The following is a 21,744-nucleotide window of genomic DNA, read 5'->3' as shown; positions in this document are numbered from 1 at the left end:
GAAGTTACAAAAAAAATGGAAACGCCAGACAATGAGGTTTTTAGAGATTCAATAGGTACCATCGATGAAGAAGGTAAACGTAAATGGGTATTTCCTAAAAAACCTTCAGGACCTTTATATGAGAAGCGTAAAATAGTAAGCTATTTTTTATTAGCCTTTTTACTTGCTGCGCCTTTTATAAAAATCAATGGTAATCAATTTCTATTATTCAATATACTAGAAAGGCGTTTCAATATTTTTGGCTTTCCTTTTTGGCCACAAGACTTCTATCTCTTTGTAATTTCAATGCTGATAGGTGTTGTTTTCATTACCTTGTTTACAGTAGGTTTTGGACGTGTTTTTTGTGGTTGGATTTGTCCTCAGACTATCTTTTTAGAAATGGTCTTTAGACGGATTGAATATTGGATAGATGGTGACCGTAACAAACAAATGCGTTTAGCACGCCAGAAATGGGATGCAGAGAAAATTAGAAAAAGAGTACTTAAATGGTTTATATTTTTAGTCATATCTTTTTTAATTGCCAATGTTTTTTTAGCCTATTTAATAGGAGGTGATAAACTCATTAAATATATTACAGAAGGCCCTTTTGAACATACTGGCACACTTATTCCATTGCTCATATTTACAGCTGTCTTTTATTTTGTATTTGCATGGTTTAGAGAACAAGTATGTATCATAGCATGTCCTTATGGCCGTTTACAAGGTGTTCTTTTAGATAATAAATCTATCGTTGTTGCATACGACTATAAACGTGGAGAAGCAGAAAATGGTCGAAAAAAATTCAGAAAAAATGAAGATCGTGAAGCTTTAGGAAATGGAGATTGTATAGATTGTAACCAATGTGTTAATGTTTGTCCTACAGGTATTGACATTAGAAACGGAACACAATTAGAATGTGTTAACTGTACAGCATGTATTGATGAATGTGATCACATAATGGAAAGTATCAATCTTCCAAAAGGCTTAATTCGTTTTGCTAGTGAAGATGAAATTGAGAAAAAAGAGCCATTTAAAATTACGGCTCGTATGAAAGGTTACATGGCAGTATTAACCATTTTAATTGGTATTTTAGCTGGTATGTTATTACTAAGAAGTGATGTCGAAGCAAGAATATTGCGTTTACCTGGACAATTATTTGAACATAAAGAAAATGGCATTATTAGTAATGTTTATACCTTTAAACTAGTCAATAAAACCTCTCAAGACATTGATGATTTAAGTTTTAAACTAAGAGGTTGGGATGGTACTATAAATGTTGTATCTACATCAGATACATTTGAAGTAGATGCTCAAGGTACAGCAGAAGGCACGTTGTTTATTGAATTAAAACAAAGTGATTTATCTGGAGATAAAAACGAGGTAATGATTGATTTATATAGTGATGGTGAATTAATTGAAACCACATCTGTATCATTCTTAGGACCACGAAGTTTTAATTAGATACAAAATACTAATATTCTGAAACACTTTCAGAACACAACTAAAAATGGAGATTCCCATTAGGGAAGTTGAATTATGAAAATAAATTGGGGAACAGCAATTGTAATTGCGTTTGTATGTTTTATATCATTTATCATGTATTTCGTTATTACCATGAGTATTGGTACTAAATATGAACACGATTTGGTGGTAGAAGATTATTACGGTCAAGAACTTCAATTTCAAGAAGATATTACTCACGAAGAAAATGCGAAAGCATTAAAGACAAATGTAACGTGGAAAAAAACAACGGATGGCATTGTTATCACGTTTCCAGAAGATTTAGATATTAACTTAATAAAAGGTAAAGTGTTCCTATACAGACCATCTAACAAGCAATTAGATTTTGAAACACCGATTTCACTATCTAACCATAATTTGCTCATACCTGACAAACGCATGTTGGATGGTCGTTGGAACATTAAAATAGACTGGAAATATAACACTAATTCTTATCTTTATAAAACCGAAATAACATATTAAATGTTGTTTTCAGCTTTCATACTAGGTTTATTAGGGAGTTTACACTGTGTAGGTATGTGTGGCCCAATTGCCTTTATGTTACCTGTAGATCGGTCTAATTCTTTCAAAAAAGTAAGTCAAATTGCCATATATCATTTTGGTAGATTATTATCTTACAGCTTAATAGGCTTAGTTTTTGGTCTCTTAGGCAAAAGCTTTTATTTATTTGGCATACAGCAACAACTCTCTATTATTATTGGTATTCTAATGATAATTATTGTGATTTTACCGCATAAAGTCATTGGTAAATACAACTTATCAAAACCTTTATACCGAATTATCTCTAAAGTAAAATCATCGCTTGGTAAAGCCCTAAAAAAGAAAACGGCAGATACGTTTTTAACTATCGGTTTTCTCAACGGTTTTTTACCTTGTGGATTAGTGTATATGGCTGTTTTTGGATCTATAGCTACTGGAAGCCTATTAGAAGGCAGTTTATACATGCTTTTATTTGGACTTGGTACTATTCCATTAATGACCACTGCTATTTACTTAGGAAAATTTTTAAACAGCACTATTAAACAACGCATCCAAAAAGCAATTCCAGTTTTTGTTGTAATTATTGGTGTCTTATTTATTCTTAGAGGTCTAGGTTTGGGAATTCCTTACGTCTCTCCTGCTCCAATTGTAGAAACTGCTACGAGTGCCATAGAATGTCACTAAATAATAAATCGTTGTAAAACGAGTATTTATTACTATATTTCTTTCAAATTTAAATAGATGAAAGCATTTTATTTGGTAATAATTCTTTGTGCCACAACACTCGTAACTTTGGCACAAGATGCAAGCGTAGAAAAATCCACTTCTGGAGTTCAAACGGGAATATTAGGAATTTGGGGACATAATGAATATAAATTATCAAATTCTACAGTTCTACGAAGTGAAATAGGATTAGATGCTGGTGCATTTAGTGATAATTTAGAAGATGGCTCTCTATTTATTTTATTACCTGTACTATCACTTGAACCAAGATGGTATTATAATTTAAACAAAAGAGTTTCTAAATCGAAGAGAATTGATGGTAATAGCGGTAATTTTATTTCTATAAAATCAGCTTATCATCCAGACCTCGTTATTGGCCATGTGCCAGATCATTTAAATTTTATTAGTGATCTTTCTATTATTCCAACATGGGGAATTCGACGTAATATTGGCAATCATTTTAATTATGAAACCGCTATAGGAATTGGGTATATTCACTTTTTTAAAGAAGAAAATGTTAACCTCAAATACACAAATAGCGTTAGTGCAAATATTCATTTAAGAATTGGTTACAGATTCTAAAACTATACGCTTCTCATGAATATAGATTATAAAAAAAACGTCAAAAGTCTAAACTTTTGACGTTTAATCTGATGTTAAAAACCCCTAAGATAATAACATCAAATATTATATTTTAAAAGTCATTACAGGCAATGTGGAATGATTAGCAATATCCTCAGACACACTACCATCAAAGAAATGAGATAGTCCTTTTCTACCATGCGTTGCCACAGCTATAACATCTGCACCAATCACATTTGCAAAATTTAGAATGCCCTTTTCTACAGAATAATCAGACACTACGTTAACATCCTTTAAATTATCTAAACCACCTTCTGCAATTCTTAAAAAAGCTGCTATTTTCTTGTCAATTTCAGACGAGCTTCTAAAATTACCATCTGGAGAGTTTACATACACTAAATGCATGTTAGTGCCTAAAGCATCAAACGTCTCCTTTGCTTTTAAATAAGGTTTTACAGCCTCTTCTTCAAAATCACTAGCAAAAACCGCATTTTCAAAATCCAATAATATTGGGTTATGCTTAATTACTAAAACAGGTATATTGGCATGTCTAACCACTTTTTGAGTATTAGAACCAATTAATACCTCTTTAAATCCACTTGCACCTTGTGAACCCATTACAATTAAATTGGCATCATGCTCAATGGCTATATCATTTACTTCGCTCCAAACTTTAAAGTGTTTTACAATTGGTGTCACCTTAATATCTTTTAGATACGGCTTATCTAAGAAGGTATCAAACTTTTGTTCGGCTAATTTTAAATAAAAAACGGCCTCCTGACTTAATGTATCATTAGCAGAAGAAATAATTGCATTAGACAATTCTAACATGTGTAAAACAATAAGTTCTGAGCCAAATTTTTGAGCCAAACTTGCTGCTGCTTCTAGCGCAAACTCTGAATGTTCAGAGAAATCTATGGGTACAATTATTTTTTTCATCGTTTATTTATTTTGTTAATAATTCATTTTTAAACTGAAATTAGCATTCATCAAACTCTGTGTTATTCCCTTTTATTTAAATCACTATATCGTCATAGAAAACAACTTTGTTTCTGGTTTTTTTCTTTGTAATAACAAATCGAAAGCCATACAAATATTTCTTATAAACGGTTTCCCTTTAGCTGTAACAGTAACACTTTTTGTTTCAAATTGAAGTAATCCGTCTAATTCAAATTCCTTTAATTTAATAAGAACTTCTGGTAATTCTTTAAATGCCATTGCTTCATCAGCCCAAGACGTTTCAAAATTACACATTAGATTAAGAATGTGTTTTCTAATAACTAAATCTTCTGTATTTAAAATATGACCTTTAAACACCGGAATTATATCTTGGTCTAATAACTTATAATACTCTTCATTAGACTTTACATTTTGTGCAAAACCATACCAACTATCACTAATAGAAGATACTCCCAAACCAATCATCGCTTGTGTTTTAGAAGCAGTATATCCCATAAAATTACGATGCAACGTTTTATTTTCCATCGCTTTATAAAGTGAATCTGTTTTTAATGCAAAATGATCCATACCAATTTCTACATAACCAGCAGCTTCAAAACGTTGTTTCCCTGTTTCATATTGTTGACGTTTAGATTCTGGAGTTGGTAAATCGTCTTCACTAAAGCCACGCTGACCATTTCCTTTTATCCAAGGTACATGAGCATAACTATAAAACGCTATGCGATCTGGCATTAATGTTTTCGTCTTATTAATGGTTTCTATGACATCAGCTTCAGTTTGAAATGGCAATCCAAAAATAATATCGTGGCCTACAGAAGTATAACCTATTTTACGTGCCAAATCTGTAGCACGTTTTACGTTTTCAAAAGGCTGAATACGATGTATCGCTTTCTGAATGTTGAGATTATAATCTTGAACTCCATAACTCACACGTCTAAATCCTAAATTGTATAACGTTTGGAGATGTGCTTCTGTGGTATTGTTAGGATGGCCTTCAAAACTAAACTCATAACCTTCAGCCAATTCAGCATCTTTTAAAAGCCCTGAAATTAAAACGTCCAAATGCTCTGGTGAAAAAAATGTTGGTGTACCTCCACCAAGATGTAACTCTTTTATTTTTGGTTGACTACCTAATAATTTAAGGTACAATTGCCACTCTTTTAAAACGGCTTTTATATATGGTGATTCAACTTCGTGGCGTTTAGTAATGCGTTTATGACAACCACAAAAAGTGCACAAACTTTCGCAAAACGGTAAATGGATATAGAGGCTTAAACCTTCTGTTGCATTACTCTCTTCAAAAGAACGCTTTAACGATGCTTTCCATTGGGCCAATGAAAAGGATTCTAAATCCCAATAGGGCACTGTTGGATAGCTCGTATAGCGAGGACCCGCAACATTATATTTATTAATTAACGATTGACTCATACCTAAAAACTTGGGTTCAAAATTAGTAGTATGTACAGAATTAAAATATGATATTTGTCATATCGATTTAATCTCAACATGAAGACCATTAATTCATCTTGCACAAAATCATTTATATAATTAACTTTACTAAAAAATAGAAATAGCCATGAAAAGCACAAAATTCTTATCCTTACTTGTTATTATTACTTTAGTATTTACATCTTGTAAAGAAGAAAAAAAAGAAGCACAGACAGAGGTACAAACAGAGACGGTAGAAAACTCCGCTAAATACGTGGTTAAACCAGAAGCAACTACAGTTACTTGGACAGCTTATAAAACAACAGAAAAAGTACCTGTTGGTGGTGAATTTGCCACTTTAAAATTTGAAGAAAAAGTAGGTTCTACTCCAGAGGAAGCCTTAAATAGTTTAGAGTTTTCAATCCCTATTAGTAGTTTATTTACTAAAGACGAAACTAGAGATGCCAAACTAAAAGCATCTTTCTTTGGTGCAATGCTTGATACCGAGATTTTAAAAGGTACTATTAAGTATATAGACAATGCATATTTAGCAACGATAACTATGAATGGTGTTACTGCAGACTTGCCTCTAGAAGTTAGTATTACTGATGAAAGACGTGTAAATATGAAAGGCACAATGCAACTAAAAGATTGGGATGCATTAGATGCTTTAGAATCTTTAAACAAAGTTTGTTTTGATCTTCATAAAGGTGCAGATGGTGTTAGTAAAACTTGGGAAGATGTTGCAATTGAAGTAAACACTTACCTACGCGAAAAATAATTTCCTTTTAATTTTACCATTGGGTAGCGTTTATCAAATGGGTTAATATTATTATGGATTGCGTTCTTTAAGCACATATTACTTTGGTAATTTGTGCTTATTGTTATTATCCATCCTATATAACATGGCATATTGTGAAAAATTTTAATTGAAGATATTTCACTTATATGATTACTAACTGTGATGCATTAGAAACATCGCAGCAACTATTATTGGTATAGAAGGGATATAACACTTATTAATTTTAACACCAATTAAAAATTAGAACGCATCATGAAAAATTTAAAACTATTAGTACTCACATTTGCTGTTGTATGTGCTACAGCTTGTAAAGAAGAAAAAAAGACAGCAGAAACGACTACAAAAACAGAAACCGAAGACGTTAAAGATAGCATGTCTTCTGAAAAGAAATTAGCTATTTCTTTAGCACCAAAAAGCGATAGTAATGTAGAAGGTACCATTAATTTTACTGAGAAAAATGGTATGGTAACTATGGTTGGCACAGTCACTGGATTAGAAGAAGGCGAGCATGCCATTCATATTCATGAAAAAGCAGATTGTTCTGCTGATGATGGCACCTCTTCAGGAGGGCATTGGAATCCTACAGGTCAGCCACATGGTGCTTGGGGAGACAAAGCTGGCTATCATAAAGGAGATATTGGTAACTTAACAGCAAACGCTAATGGACGTGCAACAATAACTAAATCAACAAATGAATGGTGTATTGGTTGTGGAGACAACACCAAAGATATTTTAGGTAAAGCAATTATTGTACATTTGGGTATAGACGATTTAAAAACGCAACCTACTGGAGCTGCTGGTGCTCGTATTGGTTGTGCAGGCATTATAGAATAATTAACTAAACTATTACATAACATTTAAATTGTTAGAACAATTGCGGCGATTTCTTCCCCTTTTCTGCGAAAAATTCTAATTAACATCGCTAATAAATGGAATTAGAAACACTGATAAATCAGTTTCAAAATAAAAACCATGCCGCATTTGAGAAGCTCTACGGCATGTACAGTAAAAGCATACATGGTGTGGTTTACAACATTGTAAAAGATACAGCTATTGCAGACGAGTTAATGCAAGATGTCTTTATAAAGGCATGGCATAAGTCAGATACTTACTCTTCAAAAAAAGGGCGCTTTTTTACGTGGATTCTTAACATAGCGCGTAATGCTGCTATAGATAAAACACGTTCTAAGGCATTTAAACAGTCTAAACAAAACCTTAATACAGATTATTTCGTAGATATTATAGCCAGTCATGATAATTTAGATGACAGTACAGATGCTATTGGCATTAAGAAATTTGTAACCGAGTTAGGTGAAAAATGTAAAGCAGTAATTGAATTGCTTTACTTTAAAGGTTTTACGCAAAAGGAAGCTTCGGAAGAATTACAAATGCCAATTGGCACTATTAAGACAAGAAACCGAAACTGTATTCAACAATTAAGAGATATGGTATTGTAATATGGATATAAAAGCATACATAGAATCTGGTATTTTAGAGCTATACGTAGCAGGACAACTTTCTGAAACAGAAAATCAGGAGATTTATGACCTTTTGCAACAACATCCAGAATTGTTACAAGAAGTTATAGAAATAGAACGTGCCGTTGTTAAATTAACAGCTGCAGTATCACCAAGAGCAAAAGGGTTTAGTACTATTAAAGAACGTTTAAACACTAACGAAACTAAAGTTGTAGAACTGCAACCTAAAAAAACCAATTGGATTAATTATACAGGTTGGGCAGCTTCCATTTTATTGGCTGTAGGTTTATTCTGGACTTTAAACCAGAAAACAGACTTAGAACAACAAATACAAACTGCAGAAATAGAAAACCAATATCTCGAAACACAAATAGAAGATGCTAGAGCAGATTTAGCGGCAACTAAAAACCTACTAAATGTTATAAGAGATAAGGATATTATTGCTGTACCACTTGGTGGCCAAGGTGATTTTGCTTCTAGCTTTGCTAAAGTATATTGGAACAAAGCAGATAATACCATCTACTTAGACGCAGAAGGTTTGCCAAATGCACCAAAAGGCAAAGTTTGGCAAGTTTGGTCTTTAACTCTTAACCCATTAACTCCAACAAGCTTAGGTACAATAGAAGATTTTAATACCGATGATAATAAAATCTTTTCTATTGCCAATGCTAACAAAAGTGAAGCCTTTGGAATTACTTTAGAACCCGAAGGAGGCAGCAAATCACCAACCATGGAACAACTCTACACGCTTGGTGTAGTAGCCGCAGTTCCATAATATAAAAATATATTAGATATTTAAAACCACCTTGCGCAAGCTTGGTGGTTTTTTTTATTAAAATACGTAGTTCTACTTATAGTATCATAGTTTTATTTTAGTATTTTTAAAGACCATAAAAACACTGTTTATCAGTAAATTAAAAAGGGATAACAACTGTTTTTATGTTCTTATAACACGTTGTGCAACATTTGAGAAACAGGACGAAACAAAAACCAAATGGAAAAAAAATCAATTTTAAAAAAAACGACTAAAACGGTTACCGACAGTTCTGAACAAATACTAAATCAACTCAAAAACGGACTTTCTAAAATTGGAGATATTGGAACCACTACTAAAAACAAGTTTGTGGATTATGTAAAAGATGTATTTGATGTTTTACCTTTAATTGAAAACGCTGGATTTAAAACAAATAGACTGATTGTTGGAATTTCTGTTCCGCCATCTATTGAAATCCACTTTAGTAGATTTAAGGAACTTAGTCCAGAAGAAACTGAAAAGTTACTTGAATTATATTCTGACCGAAAAATGTTTAAATTAATATTCAAGGCTTTGAAAATGTCAAACGAATTTCAAGGTAAATTATCTTCGGACACATTAGTTTTTAGCGAAACTTGTATTGAAATTTCAATTCCACCTAAAGTCAGTATAAAATATCTAAATAAAGACATTTCAAATCTGACTAAAATAGAAACTGAATTTGATTAAAAAACGTTGCACAACACCGTGTAAAATTAATTGCTAGTTCTAGCCTACTTACGAATATTCCTGCGGAATATTCTATTCGGTTTTTATTTGCTAAATTAGTTACTTAAACACGCAACTAATCTTACACAAACACGTTGGCAAACATTTGAGATGAACAGAATTACAATCCTATTTTTATTGATTTCAAGTCTTACTTTTAGTCAAGAAATTCAGTATAACAGTCCATATTCAGATTTAGAAAATGGTAAAACTTACTATTTATTCGGACACGATGTTGTGTTTCGGACTGAACCTGACAAAAAATCTAAAGTAATAGATATTTTAGAAATTGGAACTGAAATTAAAATAATTGAAAAATCCGAAAGCAAAGTTGACTATTATGGAATTATATCACATTACTATAAGGTAAAATATGACCATAAGATTGGTTATATTTTAGGCAGTCTTATTTCTCTCGAAAAAAAGGAATTTGAGAAATCAAAATATTTCTACGCATACGGAAAAGAAGATGATAAATTCTATTTGATAATTAGACACGTAAATGAGAAACTTGAAATAAACGAAGATGTTGCCGAACTTAAAACAAATGATTTTTCTCTTGAAATCTATGACAATAAAGGAATTGAAGGGATTCAAAACATTATATATGTTAACTATCTAGCTGAAGCTTGTGGAATTGATGGTGGTGGAATTTATATGTTTCAAGTTAATAGCGTTTTAAAAAAAGTATTTTGGGTTTCACAAATTTCTGATGCTGGAGTTTATTGGATAAATGAAAAATTAATATTTCCAAATGACCAAAAAGGAGTCAAAGGGAAAATAGTATATGAAAAAGAAATTGGGAGTTACAAAGACGAAGAAACGAATTGGGTTGAAATTAATAAAGTGAGTAGAGAATTGGAATGGGAAGATGGACAAATTTTACCCAAATTAGAATCTGAAAATTAAAAACGATTTGCCAACACCGTGTATAATTAATTGCTTAGTTCTTGCCTACTTGCGAATATTCCTGCGGAATATTCACGGGTTCGTAAATGTTTACTAATTTAGTTGCTTAACCACGCAACTAACCATACACAAAACCGTTAGCATTAATTTAAGAAAAATGTCGAAATCCAAGGAAATAGCTGATGAAATCATTAAAGGTATAAAAAATGGAGAATCAATTAATTCTTTAAAATCCAGACTAGCTTCAACCGAAGATGAATGGCATAGATTTAGTTCAAAAGCTTACAATGAATATTTATCAATTGGTAAAAAAGAAAGAAAAACTTCAGAATTAAAGCCAAATACTTTATGTACATCAAATAAAAAAATAAAAGAGATTTTAATATTAAATGATGTACTTTCTAACTATGCTTTACTAATTCCGATTTTTTCAACTGTACCACAGTTAGATTACATTAATCAATTATCGAAAGAATTACCTTCTTCTGAATCTAAAATTCTTGAAATAATTGGAAATGACACAATGCACCCTAAAGTTAGAGTAATGCAAAAAAAAGGTCGTTTTGAAGAATTTGAATATTTCAAAAAATTTGTCCATCTAATTGACGCAGCTACCTTATCATATTATCGAACAAATTACATTAGTTGCTATTTAACTCTAACACCAATAATCGAGGGTGTAATTATAAGGTGGATGGGATATTCAGATGGAGATAAAAAACCTCAATTTGATGATCTCAGAAAATTTTTCAAAAACTCTCATAAAAGACAACCTTGTCCAAGTAATATTTTATTTCACAATGTATACACGAAAATTTGTGATAAAATATTAAATCAACACCTTTATAAACCTAGTGACGAAGGTTCATCATATGCAAATTTCAATAGGCACGTAGCATCACACTTATTAAATGACAATCAGTTTGCAACCAAAGAAAATTGCATTCGATTATTTATGTTACTTGACACAATGACTGAAATATTCTTATATGAATCTAAAATTAATGACCCAAGATTTGAATTAGAAAATCATCACTTGGCAAATGAAATAGAAATACTTGCAAATGTAATGTTAGATTACTCAGAAATGAGTGCCGAATATAAATTGCTCGGGTAAAATAATATTGTTTAAAAATAAAAACTAATGCTAACACCGTATATAATTTATTGCTGGCTTATTGCTTACTTACGAAAGTCCTCGCGGACTTTCTTGGTCGGTAATTATTTACTAAATTAGTTGCTTAAACCACGCAACAAACCATATACAAACACGTTGTAAGCAATTTAAGAAAATGAGAAAACTGATAATAATTGGAACATTTTTTTTGACTTTATTTTCTTGTCAATACTTAAACCAATTGAATTCGGACAATTCTCTGACCGAAAAAATTGAATCGGAATTTAAATCAGAAAATATAGACTTAAGCAATCTGAATGACTTTGATTGGGAAAATTTATTAATTCTTGGACCTTACTCATCAATCGATAANATCTGTTCCTGTTGGACTGTCTCCTGTGGCTGTCGCTGTGTTACTTACTCCGCCTGCATCAATATCGTCTTGATCTAATACATATGTCGCCGTATACGTTAAGCTACCTCCAACTAATAAACTGGCTGCACTACTGCCTGAACTCGAACTTGTTAATGTTGGTCCACTTAATAACGTTAGTACATTACCGTCTAAATCTGTAAGGGTATCTGATAATGTAATATCACTTACTGTTACGTTTCCAGTGTTATTCACTACAATACTATAGGTAATCAAATCATCAACTCCTAAGCCTGTTGCTCCATTATCCGTTACCACTGCCGTCTTAACTACCGTTAAGGCTGCTGTTGGTGTTACTGTCGTTAATGTTGGGTCATTCGTTGGATCTGTATCTGCATCTGGACCGTCTGCTGCTTCATCTCCATCATCACTCACATCAGTTACATCATCTGTTCCTGTTGGACTGTCTCCTGTGGCTGTCGCTGTGTTACTTACTCCGCCTGCATCAATATCGTCTTGATCTAATACATATGTCGCCGTATACGTTAAGCTACCTCCAACTAATAAACTGGCTGCACTACTACCTGAACTCGAACTTGTTAATGTTGGTCCACTTAATAACGTTAGTACATTACCGTCTAAATCTGTAAGGGTATCTGATAATGTAATATCACTTACTGTTACGTTTCCGGTGTTATTCACTACAATACTATAGGTAATCAAATCATCAACTCCTAAGCCTGTTGCTCCATTATCCGTTACCACTGCCGTCTTAACTACCGTTAAGGCTGCATTTTGAGAAATAGAGAAAGGTGTTACATCATTTGTTGGATCTGAATCATTATTATTTCCGTTTACACTATCAATATCATCTGTCTCCACAGTTTCAGGATCGGTAACAGTTGAACCGTCACTTGTTGTCCCTGTATCTGATACATCTATCACATCATCACTTGGATCTGAATTATCACCACCTGGAAAATCAGCTCGTACAGTTGCAGAATTTTCTACACCACCTGCATCAACATCACTTTGCAAAATAGTGTAAGTAGCACTACATGTAGTATTTTCACCTGGTGCAAGCGTGGTTGCGACACATGTTACCGTACCTACTATTGGGTCAGTTACAATAATATTTGTTAAAGTCTCATCACCAGTATTGGTCACTGTAAATACATATTCAATTTCATCATCCAATAATCCTGGAGATCCTAATGAATCTACGTCTAAAATACTTTTAATTAAACTCAATGAACAATCCGCCGCTACAATTTCAATCGGTTCCAATGCTACTTCAACACAACCTGGGTTACCTGCATATCTAACTGCAACAGAGTAAGAACCAGCTGCTAAACCTGTAAAATTAGATGTTGGTAAAAAAGGTCCTGCTAAACCATTCACACTATATTCAATAGCTCCACCACCATTATCTACTGCAATTACATTAATTGAACCAGTGGTAGTTAAACAAGTTGGTTGTACTACAGATGTTGCTGGACTAATTGTAGGTGGTGGTATAAAAAATGCATTATCATACATTATAAATACTTTACCATCTCCTCCGTCCTGAAAGTTTGGACCGGCATCAGCAGCACCAATTTGAGTGACTCTAATACCTTGAACATCTGTACCTGCTGGCACTAAAGCTGTCAATGGGTAAATTGCAACATATATTTCTTGTGTATAATCTGTAGGAACACTAGTATTAATATAAACTGAAGGATTAGCTAATAATATATTACCTGTAGGACTTAAAGTATTATCTAAAGCCTGAATACTCATTTCATTATTTCCGTTACGTTCAGTAACCACTATATATCGATTCTCAGCAGCTGCAATAGGAGTATTGTAGATAAACTCATTAAAATCAGTAGGATCAATAGTATTATCCATTGATAAATAATGTCTTAAATCATTTTCAAAATTTGCAGCTAACAATGCTGCATTATAAACTGCCACATCATCTACAATAGTTGCCGTTGTACTCAGCTGATCTCTAACGAATTGACTCGAAGCATTAGGATTAGCATATTGATAATTAACATTATTTGGAGCATAAATCTCAGTGAAAGGATTCAATTGCCCTGCAACTGTAATTGAATTTAATACTGCAGGAAATCCTTCATTAGGCGCACTAGAAATATTAAAACTTACTTCACTAGCTAAAAGAGCAGATGTTGAATTTCCAACTGGAATTACATCTAAACATGCTTCATCACTACACTCAAAAGGAGCAACTACAACATCTTCAACTGTAATAGTACGAGCGGAATCTGCTGAAAAAGTTGCAGTTAATGAAATATCACTACCATTAGCTGGTAAAACCACTCCTACAAAAGTGTACGATGGGGCAGTGATACTAGAAACTGGTATAGACATAGGAAGTATAACGTCGCCAGTTAAATCTAAACTTCCAGTTGCAGGAGGATCATAGAAAAACACGGTAATATCAGCTGTAAATGTATCATCTGTAATATCTAGAGGAGTTCCATTATCACTACATGCTGACTCATTTGAAGAGACAATATCGCATAAATCTGGCACATCTAAAACTATAGGGTTTAAAGCCACTTCAACACAACTAGGTGAAGAAATATATCTAACTGCTACAGTATATGAACCTGGAACAAGATTATTAAATGTTGGACTTGGTTGGAAAGGACCTGTTAAACCATTAACACTGTATTCCATAGCACCACCTCCATTATCGATGGCATCAATTGTAATAGAACCTTGAACTGTTGTACAATCTGGTTGAACACTAGAAGTTGAAACTTCTATAGTTGGTGGTAGTACCAAGAAACTTGGATCATAAATAATAAAAGCTTTTCCATCACCACCATCACCACCTGCAGCTCCTGTTTGAGTAATTCTTATTCCTTGTACATCTGTACCTGATGGTACTAGAGCTGTTAAAGGATAAATTGCCAAAAACACGTGTTGGGTAAAATCTGTATCAACACCTGTATCAATATAATTAGTAGCATTAGCTAATACAATATTTCCAGTTGGATTTAAAGCATTATCTAAGGCCTGAATACTTAATTCATTATTACCATTTCGTTCAGTAACAACAATATACCTATTAGAAGCAGAGGCAATTGGAGAGTTATAAATGTATTCATTATAATCCGTTGGATCTATGTTATTATCCATTGACACATAATGTCTTAAATCATTTTCAGCATTTGCTGCCAGTAAAGCTGCATTATAAATTTCAGCTCCATCTGCTATTGTAGCTGTCGTACTTAATTGATCTCTAACATACTGACTATTTCCTGCTGGATTTGCATATTGATAATTTAAATTATTAGGTGCATAAATCGCTGAAAAAGGATTTGGTTCACCAGCAATTGTTATTGAATTCAATTCTGCAGGGAAACCTGCACTTAAACCACTATCTATATCAAAAGTCACATCGCCAGCAACTATTGCTGCTGTTGGATTTCCGGCAGGAATATCATCAATACATAAACTACAACCAGACGATACACTATCATCTATTACAGTAGCATTAGTACCTTTAGTATAATCAACACCTGTTTCAGTTACTAATCCATTGGTTGAATTTACTGTAGATGGGTCACCCGCACCAAATTGACCTCCATCACCACCATCTGCATCTAAATCATCGTAGGCTTCATTGGCATCTGAACACCCATCTCCATCACTATCTGTGTTTTGGAAATCAAAAATTCCGCTAGTTGTAGATATTGGAGTAAGTCCTGATCCAGCAGTGGTTGGCACTCCTTCTGTATTTACTGCACCATCAGCCATTCCATCATTATCAGCATCAGTTCCGCCAACTTCATCAACATCATAAATTCCATCATTATCTGAGTCTAAATCAAAAACATCATCAACTCCATCGTTATCCGTATCTGCACAATTATTAGCAAATACACTAACAAAATCAAGAGCCGCTCCTGCCGCAGTTAAACCACTAGGAGGTGTTGCTTCAAATTGTATTGTAGTTTGAGATGTTGTTGCTACAAAAGTTTGCGAGAAGGCATACCATGTTTTTGCACCTATAATTCCTCCTATTTCTCCTTGAGCCACAGCAGTTAGAGTCTGGCTATATAAAGATGTAGTAGTAGCATCAATAACATCAATATCTAAAGTTATGTCAGAACCTGCAGGATGTCCTACATCTTCACCCCAATAAAATGAGAGTGTATAAGTTTCCCCTGGAACTGTATTAATTGTTTGAGAAAGTACATTATTAACACCTCCTGTAACATTATTATTTCCAAGCACATCCAAATATTGATTACCACTATAAGCATTGGCAAATGTAAAACTAGGACCCCAAGTTGGTGATTGCGCGCCAATCCAACCATCAAAATTCTGAGTGTAATCCCACCCTAACATTGTGTTTGTATTGTAGGTAGCACCAATAAATGTACCTGCAGAACTCGTATTAGACGCATCTGGAAAATCTGCCTGACTTGAAAAATCTTGTTTTTCAAAATTACCATTAATGATTAGGTTTCCGCATCCTTCATAAATATCTAAGATACCATCATTATCATCATCTTCATCACATAAATCGGCTATTCCATCATTATCATTATCTGGATTCCCTGATGCTAAAGCGTCACAAGGATCTGGACAAGGAGATACTGTTGGTATATATAAATAACTTACATTAACCTTTAAGTCATAAGCTGTTTGGAAGTTGTTTATCACAGTGCCACATCCACCTATATTTGAATTCACAGAAGATGTAAAATCTACAGCTGTTACTGTTGTTATCCCATCATTAGTAAATACTGCTCTATCAGCAGCACTTGTTAAAAACAACTCGCCTTCATTATAAAGTAAATTATCCTGTATTCTAACTCCAGATGATCCTCCGAAATCTAAAGTCCCATCATAGGCATCTAAATCTACATCTATATCTCTAAGTATTAAGCCCGTTTCATTTAATATATTAGATGCATTGTAGCTAAGAGTATAATCCAAAGTTTTACTAATTTCCGCAGTACAAGCAGAAACTCCCTGGTTCTCAGAAGCTGAGCTATTGTTATTATTTTCTGTAGATATTTCAACTTGAATACGCACCTGTGCTAATGTTCCTAATGCAGCATTAAAGGTTGGAACATCCAAACTTGTATTTGGAGAAAGAGAATTATTTATGATTGACGAAACCGAATAACTATCTAATGCACATGGATTTAAAACAGATAATGTAGCATTTCTAACGACCTCTGTACATACATTATTATCTTGACCAATTACAACATAATAATTATTACCGTCAAGTCCTGTAACATCGCTGATATTTAAAGACGCACTATTTACTCCTGTGTAAACACCTGAATTAGTAAGCAAAACTCCTCCGCTAAATGGGTCTCCTAAATACCATTGATAATTTAAACCAACTGTGGTTGGTGTATTTACATCATAAACTGGTACAGTGTTGGGAGAGCTACCCGTATAACTTGTTGTAGTTAATATAGAAGCATCTATTGTAAAAACGGCCGAGTCACCGTCTACTAAAACTTGATCATCTGGACTAGAATTAACGATAACTTGTGATGCTTCGATCTCATCACCTGTTACATCATCATATCCATCGGTTATAACTCCTCCTGTTGTTACTTGGCCATCTGTATTAAAACCATCACCGTCTAAAACCCCATCATTATTTGTATCTATTCCTCCAGATTCTATCACATCATTACAACCATCATTATCTGAATCTAAATCTAAATAATTAGGAACTCCATCATTATCGGTATCGGTAGGAATTGTTGAAGGATCATTATCAAAATCTAAGTCTTCATCTTCATTTGAATCAAGAATACCATCATTATCATTATCTAAATCAGCTGAATCATACACGCCATCGCAATCGGTGTCAGTTTCAGACACGGTAAATGTATTATTATTGGTATCGGTATCTGACTGAGTCATGTTAGTAATACCAGCATTGTAAATCACCGGTAATGTAAGCGAAGAGACGGATCCACTAATCGTTAATGTTACACTTTCACCAGCATCTAATCCTGAAATAATCCATTTATTGTAGGTACTATTATATGTCGCAGTACTTGTACCAGAAGAAAACACAGACGCACTACTGCTATAAGTAACACCACTAGGGAGAGTCCCATCAACCTCAAAACCACTACTATCAGTTGCACTATTATTTGTAATTGTAGAAACAAAATCTAGTGCGGTTGTTGTACATAGAGGTGCTGCTGAAACAATGCTAGAATCTATGCTTAAATCAACAGAACTAAAAATTAAACTATTCGTATTAAATGCTGTAAAAGCAATATCTGTATTGCCAGAAGTTGTATGAATAAAATCAGTAATTTGAGCGGCATTTGCACTAGTAATACCAAAATCGCTAAGTTCGAAAGTTAATAGTCTTAAATTTCTAGGAGTATTAGATCCAAATAAACTTGTGACTGTACCTGTACTAGAATTAACATTGTAAATAGTCCAATTAATACTCCCTAATACATTTACTGAAGAAAAATTTACCAAAACTGAACTCCCTACCGTATTTCCAAAGCTATCAACAAACTTAAAAGTATCACTTCCACTTGGATCTCCTGTTTGAGTTGCTATAATATCGGGTATACCATCATTAATACTGCCTATTAAGTTAATAGATAAATTATCATAGATAAAGTCTTGGGCATCTATATTAAAAAAATTAGTTGATAACTCAAGACCATTGATACCATCTCTTATAAAAGAGCTCGGAACAATAGGATTATAAGATTTAATATAATCTGTAACAGCATTATTTTGTATAGTCCCACCCCAATTATAAGCAACCCCAATTAACTCAGTAGCTGAGTAAGTTATGTTACCAGGTACAGGAAACGCCTGAAATTCAGCAGCAGTGAAAGTCGTTATTCCATTTGATGTTAACACAGAATCATCCACACCTGTAGAATATGTGACTCCATTAGCTATAAAGCCTAATAAATTATTTGAATCTGTGGCCATAATAGGTGAGGCTGTAGAAGATACAAAAAAACCACCTTGATCACCATATATAGTGGTTACATCTACCTGAGCAGTTATCGTCATTGATGATAAGAGAAAACTAACCAGCAATAAGGTTTTCATCCTAAACTGAGATAAGTTCTCTAGAACTGAGCATTTAAATAAATTTATGTTCTTTGGGAAAGAGAATCGAGTAAAGATTTCCATATATTATATAGTTGATGTATAATTCAATTTGAACAAATAAAAAACGAAAAAACCGATAAAACGACCAGTATCTTCGGCAAAGTGTAAATAAAATAATTTATTGTTAGATCTAATCTATATTAATATAGAAAACAACTAACAATAATAAATTTTTAAGACACATAAAAAGTCTTTAAGTCACACTTAAAAACCTAAAATAAATAACCATTAAACTAGTGAAGAGACTTACTATTAATCAACTTCAAAAAAATTAATCCCATAATTTATAAAGGTAAAATTACAAAAAAATTAACATGTAAGTATTCTTATACAAGAAATTTTTATTTTTCACTAAAACATAAACAACTCTAATACATACAGGTTACTCTAAGATAAATCACAAGCCCCAGAAATCTTAGATAAAAAAACATGAAGATAGATTGAAAACTCGTTAGAATATTACTTTACAAGTATTATCATCACAACAAGTATTAGTTACGCTAATCTCAATTTTAACCGCAAATACAAAACATAGCCTTCCATAAATAAACGAAGTAAAACCAAAAGATTAGTTATCCTAAATGAAGTTATTAATGGTATATTTGCGTTCCCTTTTTTAATTATTTTTATGAGTTTTTTAAAAGAAATAAATAGACGACGAACGTTCGGAATCATCTCGCATCCAGATGCAGGTAAAACTACACTTACAGAAAAACTACTATTATTTGGTGGTGCTATACAAGAAGCTGGTGCAGTTAAAAGCAACAAAATAAAGAAAGGTGCTACCAGTGACTTTATGGAAATTGAACGTCAGCGTGGAATATCCGTAGCTACTTCAGTTTTGGCTTTTGAATATAACGGTATTAAAATTAATATTTTAGACACACCTGGCCACAAGGATTTTGCAGAAGATACATTTAGAACATTAACGGCTGTAGATAGTGTAATAGTGGTCATTGATGTTGCCAAAGGTGTTGAGGAACAAACCGAAAAACTAGTTGAAGTTTGTAGGATGCGTAATATCCCAATGATTGTTTTTATTAACAAAATGGATAGAGAAGGAAAAGACGCTTTTGATCTTTTAGATGAAATTGAACAGAAATTAGGTTTAAAAGTTGTTCCCTTAAGTTTTCCTATAGGAATGGGTTACGATTTTAAAGGCATATACAATATCTGGGAAAAGAATATTAACTTATTTTCTGGAGATAGCAGAAAAGATATTGAGGAAACCATTGAAATATCGGATTTATCGTCACCAGAGTTAGATAAATTAGTTGGTCAAAAAGCGGCTAATACCTTAAGAGAAGAGATCGAGTTAGTTGAAGGCATCTATCCTCAATTTAATAAAGAGGACTATTTAAATGGAAATCAACAACCTGTATTTTTTGGATCTGCACTTAATAATTTTGGAGTTAGAGAATTATTAGATTGTTTTGTAGAAATAGCACCGAAACCAAGACCAAAACAGAGTGAAGAACGCATAGTAAAACCTGAGGAAAAAGAATTTAGCGGCTTTGTTTTTAAAATTCATGCCAATATGGATCCTAATCATAGAAATAGATTAGCTTTCATAAAAATTGTATCGGGAGAATTTAAGCGTAATACTCCGTATTTACATGTAAGACAAAATAAAAAATTAAAATTTTCTAGTCCTAATGCATTTTTTGCAGAGAAAAAAGAGATTGTAGATATCTCATATCCTGGCGATATCGTAGGACTTCAAGATACTGGAAGTTTTAAAATTGGAGATACTTTAACAGAAGGTGAAATCTTAAACTATAAAGGAGTACCTAGTTTTTCTCCTGAGCATTTTAGATATATCAATAATGCTGATCCTATGAAGGCTAAGCAACTATACAAAGGCATCGACCAATTAATGGATGAAGGTGTTGCACAATTATTTACACTAGATTTTAATGGTAGAAAAGTCATTGGTACCGTTGGAGCATTACAATATGAAGTTATTCAATATAGATTAGAGCACGAATATGGTGCTAAATGTACTTACGAAAATCTTAACGTACATAAAGCCTGTTGGATAAAAACAGAGAATGAAAAAAGTGAAGAATATAAAGAGTTTATAAGAGTCAAACAACGCTACTTAGCCAGAGATAAGCAAAATCAATTGGTATTTTTAGCTGATTCTATGTTCTCACTACAAATGTCTCAACAAAAATATCCAAGCATTACCTTTCATATGACATCAGAATTTGAATAAATAGAGTGTGCATTTCATCGAACAACAAAGTATATTCCTTCAAATTAAAACAAATAAACGATTAAATATGATTATAATCGAATATTAAACATTAATCCATTTGCATTCAATAAATTCAGAATACGATTAACCCCAAACTAATCTACTTATTATGGAAATTAACGCAAACGTTTTCAGTAACTCTGAAATTACCGTTACCTACAAGCCTAGATGTTGTGCAAATGCACAGCTTTGTGCGAAGCAATTATCTAATGTATTTAGAAACTCAGTGATTCCTTGGATTGACCTAGAAGGAGCACAAACTGAAGCCATTATCAATCAGATTAAAAAATGTCCTTCTGGAGCATTACAATATCATTTAAATAAAAAGGAAGTTGCATAGGTAACAAAATTTATTTAATGACATAAAAATACCTTTGAATTTAAAAATTCAAAGGTTTTTTTATCTGAAAACAAGTAAAAATCAAAAATACTAATTTTAAAAGCGTTTTAAAGCC

Annotated in this window: 16 protein-coding genes; 13 read left to right on the top strand and 3 right to left on the bottom strand. The window is 32.9% G+C overall.

What is annotated here, in order from left to right; genetic code table 11:
* Positions 1-15 precede the first annotated feature (15 nt).
* The 4 genes from ccoG to ACJJVO_RS18110 all read left to right on the top strand — a co-directional run bounded on the left by ccoG (position 16) and on the right by ACJJVO_RS18110 (position 3,285).
* A complete protein-coding gene (gene ccoG / locus ACJJVO_RS18125) occupies positions 16-1,440 on the top strand; it encodes a cytochrome c oxidase accessory protein CcoG (RefSeq protein WP_405576689.1) in 1,425 nt (474 codons plus the stop codon).
* A gap of 75 nt (positions 1,441-1,515) precedes the next feature.
* Positions 1,516-1,962: a FixH family protein gene (locus tag ACJJVO_RS18120; RefSeq protein WP_405576687.1), complete on the top strand. Its 447-nt coding sequence runs from the start codon at positions 1,516-1,518 to the stop codon at positions 1,960-1,962.
* Complete coding sequence (locus tag ACJJVO_RS18115; RefSeq protein ID WP_405576686.1) at positions 1,963-2,664, top strand: sulfite exporter TauE/SafE family protein; 702 nt, start codon at positions 1,963-1,965, stop codon at positions 2,662-2,664. It abuts the gene before it with no gap.
* Positions 2,665-2,721: 57 nt separating this feature from the next.
* On the top strand, positions 2,722-3,285 hold the full coding sequence (locus ACJJVO_RS18110) for a hypothetical protein (protein ID WP_405576684.1): 564 nt from the start codon (positions 2,722-2,724) through the stop codon (positions 3,283-3,285).
* Positions 3,286-3,390: 105 nt separating this feature from the next.
* Here ACJJVO_RS18110 and ACJJVO_RS18105 read toward each other — a convergent pair whose 3' ends face one another.
* Complete coding sequence (locus ACJJVO_RS18105; protein WP_405576682.1) at positions 3,391-4,224, bottom strand: universal stress protein; 834 nt, start codon at positions 4,222-4,224, stop codon at positions 3,391-3,393.
* An 84-nt stretch (positions 4,225-4,308) separates the two neighbouring features.
* Complete coding sequence (hemN, locus tag ACJJVO_RS18100) at positions 4,309-5,673, bottom strand: oxygen-independent coproporphyrinogen III oxidase (protein ID WP_405576680.1); 1,365 nt, start codon at positions 5,671-5,673, stop codon at positions 4,309-4,311.
* A 148-nt stretch (positions 5,674-5,821) separates the two neighbouring features.
* Between hemN and ACJJVO_RS18095 the strand changes: the two genes are divergently transcribed.
* From ACJJVO_RS18095 to ACJJVO_RS18065, 7 genes are all read left to right on the top strand, one after another.
* Positions 5,822-6,454, top strand: coding sequence for a YceI family protein (locus tag ACJJVO_RS18095; RefSeq protein WP_405576678.1), 633 nt, complete (start codon positions 5,822-5,824; stop codon positions 6,452-6,454).
* Between the two features lie 273 nt (positions 6,455-6,727).
* Positions 6,728-7,309, top strand: coding sequence for a superoxide dismutase family protein (locus tag ACJJVO_RS18090; RefSeq protein WP_405576676.1), 582 nt, complete (start codon positions 6,728-6,730; stop codon positions 7,307-7,309).
* Positions 7,310-7,404: 95 nt separating this feature from the next.
* Positions 7,405-7,932: an RNA polymerase sigma factor gene (locus ACJJVO_RS18085; RefSeq protein WP_405576674.1), complete on the top strand. Its 528-nt coding sequence runs from the start codon at positions 7,405-7,407 to the stop codon at positions 7,930-7,932.
* Between the two features lies 1 nt (position 7,933).
* Positions 7,934-8,728, top strand: a complete 795-nt coding sequence (locus tag ACJJVO_RS18080; RefSeq protein ID WP_405576672.1) for an anti-sigma factor domain-containing protein — start codon at positions 7,934-7,936, stop codon at positions 8,726-8,728.
* Positions 8,729-8,947: 219 nt separating this feature from the next.
* Positions 8,948-9,436 (top strand): hypothetical protein, encoded by a 489-nt coding sequence (locus tag ACJJVO_RS18075; RefSeq protein WP_405576670.1) that lies wholly within the window; start codon positions 8,948-8,950, stop codon positions 9,434-9,436.
* A gap of 150 nt (positions 9,437-9,586) precedes the next feature.
* Positions 9,587-10,384: an SH3 domain-containing protein gene (locus tag ACJJVO_RS18070; protein WP_405576668.1), complete on the top strand. Its 798-nt coding sequence runs from the start codon at positions 9,587-9,589 to the stop codon at positions 10,382-10,384.
* Between the two features lie 157 nt (positions 10,385-10,541).
* Positions 10,542-11,501 carry a hypothetical protein gene (locus tag ACJJVO_RS18065; protein ID WP_405576666.1) on the top strand — a complete coding sequence of 320 codons (960 nt, stop codon included), beginning with the start codon at positions 10,542-10,544 and terminating at the stop codon, positions 11,499-11,501.
* Positions 11,502-11,862: 361 nt separating this feature from the next.
* Here the strand turns inward: ACJJVO_RS18065 and ACJJVO_RS18060 are convergent, their stop codons facing one another.
* Complete coding sequence (locus ACJJVO_RS18060) at positions 11,863-19,050, bottom strand: hypothetical protein (RefSeq protein ID WP_405576664.1); 7,188 nt, start codon at positions 19,048-19,050, stop codon at positions 11,863-11,865.
* Between the two features lie 607 nt (positions 19,051-19,657).
* Between ACJJVO_RS18060 and ACJJVO_RS18055 the strand changes: the two genes are divergently transcribed.
* Positions 19,658-21,247: a peptide chain release factor 3 gene (locus ACJJVO_RS18055; protein WP_405576662.1), complete on the top strand. Its 1,590-nt coding sequence runs from the start codon at positions 19,658-19,660 to the stop codon at positions 21,245-21,247.
* A gap of 151 nt (positions 21,248-21,398) precedes the next feature.
* A complete protein-coding gene (locus ACJJVO_RS18050) occupies positions 21,399-21,629 on the top strand; it encodes a (4Fe-4S)-binding protein (protein WP_405576660.1) in 231 nt (76 codons plus the stop codon).
* The last annotated feature ends 115 nt before the right edge of the window (positions 21,630-21,744 follow it).

It is taken from the genome of Winogradskyella sp. Asnod2-B02-A (assembly GCF_045063645.1).
GTDB lineage: Bacteria > Bacteroidota > Bacteroidia > Flavobacteriales > Flavobacteriaceae > Winogradskyella.
The sequence above is the reverse complement of the archived record's forward strand: the minus strand, read 5'-3'. Positions and strand labels throughout refer to the sequence as shown.